8 protein-coding genes are annotated in these 6,559 nt (G+C 36.8%); 1 reads left to right on the top strand and 7 read right to left on the bottom strand.

The features are described from left to right. Positions 1–194: 194 nt before the first annotated feature. From phoU to ACTND6_RS10175, 5 genes are read right to left on the bottom strand one after another with little or no spacing between them, the layout of a single operon-like run. Positions 195–827: a phosphate signaling complex protein PhoU gene (gene phoU / locus ACTND6_RS10195; RefSeq protein WP_178176244.1), complete on the bottom strand. Its 633-nt coding sequence runs from the start codon at positions 825–827 to the stop codon at positions 195–197. Between the two features lie 5 nt (positions 828–832). Further along, the gene (gene pstB, locus ACTND6_RS10190; RefSeq protein WP_441024019.1) at positions 833–1,585 is read right to left on the bottom strand and encodes a phosphate ABC transporter ATP-binding protein PstB; all 753 of its coding nucleotides are present in this window, start codon (positions 1,583–1,585) and stop codon (positions 833–835) included. 11 nt (positions 1,586–1,596) lie between these two features. Then, entirely contained in the window at positions 1,597–2,436 is an 840-nt protein-coding gene (gene pstA / locus ACTND6_RS10185) for a phosphate ABC transporter permease PstA (protein WP_441024021.1), read from the bottom strand. Then, entirely contained in the window at positions 2,429–3,307 is an 879-nt protein-coding gene (pstC, locus tag ACTND6_RS10180) for a phosphate ABC transporter permease subunit PstC (protein ID WP_441024023.1), read from the bottom strand. The genes pstA and pstC overlap by 8 nt, the downstream gene beginning before the upstream one ends. Positions 3,308–3,367: 60 nt before the next feature. After that, complete coding sequence (locus tag ACTND6_RS10175; RefSeq protein WP_441024025.1) at positions 3,368–4,267, bottom strand: substrate-binding domain-containing protein; 900 nt, start codon at positions 4,265–4,267, stop codon at positions 3,368–3,370. Between the two features lie 123 nt (positions 4,268–4,390). On the opposite strand from ACTND6_RS10175, the gene ACTND6_RS10170 reads away from it, so the two are divergent. Then, the gene (locus ACTND6_RS10170) at positions 4,391–4,924 is read left to right on the top strand and encodes an indolepyruvate ferredoxin oxidoreductase subunit alpha (protein ID WP_441024027.1); all 534 of its coding nucleotides are present in this window, start codon (positions 4,391–4,393) and stop codon (positions 4,922–4,924) included. A 1-nt stretch (position 4,925) separates the two neighbouring features. On the opposite strand, the gene ACTND6_RS10165 is transcribed toward ACTND6_RS10170, so the two are convergent. Further along, on the bottom strand, positions 4,926–5,609 hold the full coding sequence (locus ACTND6_RS10165; protein WP_441024028.1) for a hypothetical protein: 684 nt from the start codon (positions 5,607–5,609) through the stop codon (positions 4,926–4,928). A gap of 366 nt (positions 5,610–5,975) precedes the next feature. Then, positions 5,976–6,218 (bottom strand): hypothetical protein, encoded by a 243-nt coding sequence (locus ACTND6_RS10160; RefSeq protein ID WP_441024030.1) that lies wholly within the window; start codon positions 6,216–6,218, stop codon positions 5,976–5,978. Positions 6,219–6,559: the final 341 nt, after the last annotated feature.

Below are 6,559 nucleotides of genomic sequence, written 5' to 3'. Positions count from 1 at the left end.
AAAGCCAAAAACCAGGAATAGCTATCTGATAGAAGACAGTTCTATTCCTGGTTTTACTGTTGTCTATAGAGATTACCAATTATCAATAGTGCTTAACTTAATGACATTGGAAATTCCTGGGTCTTTTTTTGTATTTGTAAACAAAATAAGATATGGATTGTTCCATATCTTATTGAAGAGAATATGCATATTGTTTAAAGTTTACCAGTTGCGTCATACATTGCCCATTGTGCAATGTTAACTGCGTGGTCACCAATCTTTTCAAAGTATTTCGCTACCATTAATAGATTTAAGGCATATTCTACATTTGCGTCTTTGGAAAACTTATCGATGAGTGTCTGTTTTGCGTTATTGAATGCAGTATCTACGATATCATCTGTATCAATGACACTTTGCGCAAGCACTGCATCTTTTGTGTTCAATGCTTTGATGGAGTCATATACCATACTTCTAGCAGCATTTGCCATTTCTTTCATATCTAGAATATCTACAGCTGTAGATACATGTTCAACTGCAACGATTTCAGCAATATCAGCCGCAACATCACCGATTCTTTCTAGATCATAGACAGCTTTTAAAGAGGCTGAGATTTTTCTGAGATCACTTGCCACTGGCTGTTGCTGCATAAGAAGCTTCAAGCAGATGTTTTCAATTTCTCTTTCATCTCTACGAATCGTTCTTGTTCTAGAGATGACAGCTGCAGCTAGTTTCTCGTTGCCGAAATTTAATGCATCAATTGTATCTGTAATAGAAGATAAGCATTTATCTCCCATTTGTGTCATGGATTCCTGTAACTGTTCTAATTGCGTATCAAAACGATTTCTCATATGTATCAACCAAACCTTCCTGTAATATAGTTTTCTGTTCTCTTATCCTTAGGTACGGAGAATATTTGATCTGTCTGTCCGTATTCTACTAAATCACCGAGTAAGAAGAATGCAGTTTTATCAGAGATTCTAACTGCCTGCTGCATGTTATGGGTGACAATGACAACGGTATATTTCTTTTTGAGTTCTAATACGAGTTCTTCAATTTTTGATGTGGAAATAGGATCAAGTGCACTTGTTGGTTCATCCATCAAGATCACTTCTGGCTGACAAGCTAAAGCTCTAGCGATACATAGACGCTGCTGCTGACCACCTGACATGCCAAGGGCGCTGGATTTGAGACGATCTTTGCATTCATCCCAGATTGCAGCATTCTTTAAAGAAGTTTCAACAATTTCATCTAACTGTGCTTTATTTTTGATGCCGTGTGTTCTAGGACCATAGGCAATATTGTCATAAATACTCATTGGGAATGGATTTGGTTTCTGGAATACCATACCTACTTTCTTTCTTAAAAGGTTTACATCGACATTCTTTCCATAGATATCAGTACCATCTAGTAGAACGTTTCCTTCAATCTTGCATCCTTCTACAAGATCATTCATGCGGTTTAAGCATCTTAACAGTGTGGATTTGCCACAGCCAGATGGACCGATGAAAGCAGTAATTTCATTTGGCTCAATTTCAATATTGATATTTTTTAAAGCTTTGAAATCTCCGTAATAGAGATCTAAGTCCTTGACACTGATTTTGCTCATGTTGTTCCTTTCTATGCCTGTGTGATCTTCTTTGCGATAAATGCTGAAAGTGCATTGATACCAACAACTAGTACAAGCAATATGACAGCAGTTGCGTAAGCTTGATCCATATAGAGACCTTCACTTGCTAATAAATACATATGAATTGCTAATGTTCTGCCGGGTCTGAATAATCCTTCTGCGGCTTTTGCAACTGTTCCTGACGTATAGATCAAAGCAGCTGTTTCTCCAACGATTCTGCCAATGGCGAGGATAATCCCTGCCAGGATGCCTGGCATTGCAGCAGGCAGTACGATTTTAAATACAGTTCTTAGTTTTCCTGCACCTAGTCCAAAAGATCCTTCACGGTAGAGGTCTGGTACAGATTTTAATGCTTCTTCAGTCGTTCTCATGATGAGAGGGAGGATCATGATTGCTAGAGTGAATGCACCTGAGATAATGGAAAATCCCCAGCCTAATCGATTGACGAAGAATAACATGCCAAACAAGCCATAAATGATGGATGGAATACCTTGTAGTGTTTCTGTTGTCATTCTTATGATTTCTACAAGCTTATTTCCTCTTCTGGCATATTCAACAAGGAAGATTGCTGAGAAGATACCGATAGGAACAGCGAGTAATAGAGATAGCAATGTCATCACAACTGTATTGATCAATGCTGGAATGACAGATGCGTTATCGGATGTATATTTGAGTGCAAATAAATCTAGATTGATATGTGGAATACCATTGATCAGGATATACGCAATCAGAAAAATCAATACTAGAAATGTGAGACAGGAACAGAAGTAGATCAAGAATTTCAAGAATGCACTGCCTGGGTATTTTTGCTTTTCTAATGAATTATGCATGTTCTACTCCTTTCTTCTTGATCGCAGCAACGAATGCGTTGATGAGCAGGATGAATACGAATAGAACAACACCTGTAGCAATCAATGCTTCTCGATGTAATCCTGTAGCATATCCCATTTCCATAACAATATTGGCTGTCATTGTTCTAACGCCCTTGAAGATAGAAGATGGCATTTTTGTCTGGTTGCCCGCAATCATAACGACTGCCATTGTTTCACCGATTGCTCTACCTACACCTAGTACAATTCCGGCAAGTACACCTGAAGCAGCTGCTGGAAGCATAACTTTAAAAATTGTTCTTTCTTTTGTTGCACCTTGTGCTAATGAACCTTCATAGTAGCTGTGTGGAACTGCTCTTAAAGCAGACTCGGATACCCCAATAATAGATGGGAGAATCATAATGCCTAAGATGATGGAAGCTGTTAAGATACAGTTTCCTTTTCCGTGAATATGCAGTGTTAGTTCCATGTTTCTAATCGCAGGGACAATGACGATGAGGCCAAAGAATCCATAGACAACAGAAGGAATACCAGCTAGTAATTCTGTTGCGGCTTTGAGTGGCTTATAGATCTTCTTTGGACAATAGTAAGTTAAGAAGACACTTGTCATGATGCCGACTGGAACACCAATCAAGATTGCACCAGCGGTGACATAGAGACTTCCAACAATCATTGGCAGTATGCCATAGATATCATTGCCTGGTCTCCATAATGTTCCAAACAGGAATTTGAATAAACCAATTGCTTTAAATGTTGGGATACCACTGCTGAATAGGAAGATACAGATCAATGCAACTGCAGCAATAGAGAAGCATGCCGCAACAGCGAATACATATTTCATGAAGGATTCGAAAAATTCACTTTTTTTCATAAGACACCTTTCTTTTGAAAAAAGCTTTCTTCAAGTGAAGAAAGCTTACGAATGAATCAATTACTTTACTTCATCCCAGGTTGTTGTATCGCCTGTATAGATGGACTTGATAGCATCAGAGCTGAGTTCGTCTGTTGGATTTTCCTTGTTGACGATAACAGCGATACCATCTGTCGCGATAACAGTGTTCTTTAGACCGGAATCAAGTTCTTCCTGCTTGAGTTCACGGCTTGCCATACCAATGTCATAGCTTCCTTCTGCACAGCTTGTCATACCTGTTGTGGAATCAGATGTCTGTAAGTCAATAGAAGCATTTGGGTTTACCTTGTTGTAAGCTTCAATGAGCTTTTCCATTAATGGAGATACAGAAGAAGAACCACCAACAACGATATTTCCGGAAGGCTGTGTTCCTTCAAATGCCTTTGTATCATCTAATGCGATATAACCGTTATCTGTAACGATTTCTTGTCCTTCTGTACTTAAGATATATGCCATGAAGTCTTTTACAACCTCGTTGGATGGTTCACCCTTTGTTGCAATGTTGAATGGACGAGATAGTTTGTACTGTCCAGCCTTGATTGCATCTGCTGTTGCTTCAGCACCATCAACCTTGACTGCCTTTACCTTGTCATTTAATGTGCCAAGGGATACATAGCCAATTGCATATGGGTCTGTTTCTACTGTTGTTAATACTACGGATGTGCTGTTTACTACCTGTGCATCATCTGTTGTCATATCAACTTTCTGATCACCCTGCTTTTCTTCTACACCTGTGAGTTCAATGAATGCACCTCTTGTTCCTGAACCACTTTCTCTTGAGATGACTGTGATATCATTTGATGAATCAAAGTCTGAACCTGATGCATCAGATGCGCCTGTGGAAGCTGCAGGTGTGGATGAACATCCAGCGAGCATTGCCATGGCAATGAAACTTCCTAATATAGACTTTTTACTTAACATACCAATTTCTTTCCTCCTGCGGTACGTGAATAGAATAGTTTTGAAATGTTAAACACGTATTCTTAGAAATGCAAAATGTATGTAAAATAATTAAGGGAAAGTAAAATGAATGAGGAAAAGCTTATGAATCGTTATTTAGAAGTGTTGAATGAATCATTTGATAAAGTTGTTATTGCATTGAATGATGAAGAAGGAAGAGCAGAAGTGCATGTTGTAGATCTTGTGAAGCAGGATGAAAATAAGTTGTGCTTTGATGTGGAAGAGGGCAGTACATTGTTTGATGCCTTGCATGAACATGGGTATGTTTCTTTGATTGGTGTGAATGATTGTGTATCGATTAAAGTGAATGGGTTTGTTTTGTGTGTTGGAGAATCAGATACACATGGAAAGATGCTTTTCTGTATTGAAAAAGGAAAAGGTGAATTTAGAGATGAAACGAATCATGTGAATGAAGATTTCATCATTGAGGAAGAAATTGTTCCTGCTGGTGGGTATTACGTGAATGATGCATGTATTCTTTGTGGTACGTGTTATGCGGTTTGTCCAAAGCAGTGTATTGATACAGCAAAGGATCCGGTTGTGATTAATCAGAGTGAATGTATTCAGTGTGGGGAATGTGTGAAAGTATGTCCTGTACAGGCAATTGAAAAGAAGTGAGTTATTGGAGTAACTCACTTCTTTCAAAAGTTAATGTTTTTTCGTGGTACTGGTTTAAATCTGCATAAATTTTGAGCTGCAAAGATGGATTGTTTTTTTCTTTTGCGAAATCTAAGAAAAAATGAAGAATAACAGGGATATTATCGTATTCAGATTGACTTAATATAGAGGAATAATATTGTTTGCATTCATGGATGAAATTGCTTGCATCATCAGCAATGCGATATTGGATTGCCAAAAGAAAGTGCGTGTTTTGTTCTGAAGAATATTTGATAGAAGTATTTATTGAAACTATACATTCAGAGAAACGTTTTAAATGATACAGGCAAAATGGTAAAAACCACTGTGTATCTTCTGGAAGTTTATCAAGCACTGGTTCAATGGTATGAATACATTCTTCATATTTTTCGGAAAGAATATAACTAAAGCTTAATGATTGAATTGTTGAAAATGTGTTGGAACTGAGTGTGTTGTTGCCGAGTTCTAAAATTGATTTTAATTTCTTTTGTGCTTCTTCTTGTTCGCCTGATAAAATCAAACAGTTACTTTCAAATAGATCAATGTCAGATAGTTTTTTGTAATTGCTTTTCTCTCTCAGAATACTTTTCACTTTTTGACATGCCAGCAATGCTAAAGCAGGTTGATTCATTTCCCTCAAAATAGCAATTTCTTGAAATGCATTCATCGCGAAAACAATTGAATTACTAGAGCAATAAGAATATGAAAGAATTAAACATTCATGAGCAACTTTTGCTTTTGAAATATCTCGTTTATAGAATAGAGCTAATAAACTGTAATAAACAGATTTCTCATAATCAGAAAGTGCATAACAATAACGATCAAGTAATAATTTGCACTCTGTTAATGCATTTGTATCGTTTGAAACACGTATATGATAAAAAAGTTTGAGAATTGTGTAAGTCAGGAAAGCATAGGAGCTTTCTTTTTTTTTTTGATGAAACTGCTTCGTTGAGAATGTTGATTTCTTCTGCGCGTTGTTTTTGAAAGAGGAAAGTATAGGCAGAAGTTAACATTTTTTCTGCATCTTCTCTTAAAGAAATAGATTCATCAAAATTACATGAATAGAAACTGTTGAGCTGATTGATGATTCCCTCAGGGAAATGTCGATTCCCATGTTCGAGGCAGACAAAAAGCCCTTGTTAAGATGAAGTGCTTTTGAAGCTTCAATTAAAGATAAATCTTTTGAAAGTCGCTGTTGCTTGAAATATGCTCCGGCAATGGAACGTAATAATTGATCGTTATTGGAAGATGAATATGTGATAGAAAATGGCATGTTTATTACTCCTGTTAATAAGTATAAACCGTCAGGAAATGAATGAGATGTAAATTTCAGTGGTTAGTAAACATAAATGAAAATAATTCTGGGTTAACAGTGATAGAATGCATGAAGAATCATTCTGATGAAAAATGTAAAGAAAGATGAACTCGATATGAAAAAATGATGTGTCAATGCGTATTTGGTGAAAGTGAAAATTGAACTTTAAAGTTGATGGATCTATATTATTTCATAACTGACCACCTGATTCAAAAAAGTTCAGAAATCTCTTTAGTGTCCGCTTTTTAATACAATAAAATCATATTGCTGGATATACACTTTAACTGCGAGGTAAAAGT

The sequence above is a fragment of the Bulleidia sp. HCP3S3_C9 genome (assembly GCF_052064035.1).
GTDB lineage: Bacteria > Bacillota_I > Bacilli_A > Erysipelotrichales > Erysipelotrichaceae > Bulleidia.
This window is presented reverse-complemented; position numbering and strand designations above follow the sequence as displayed.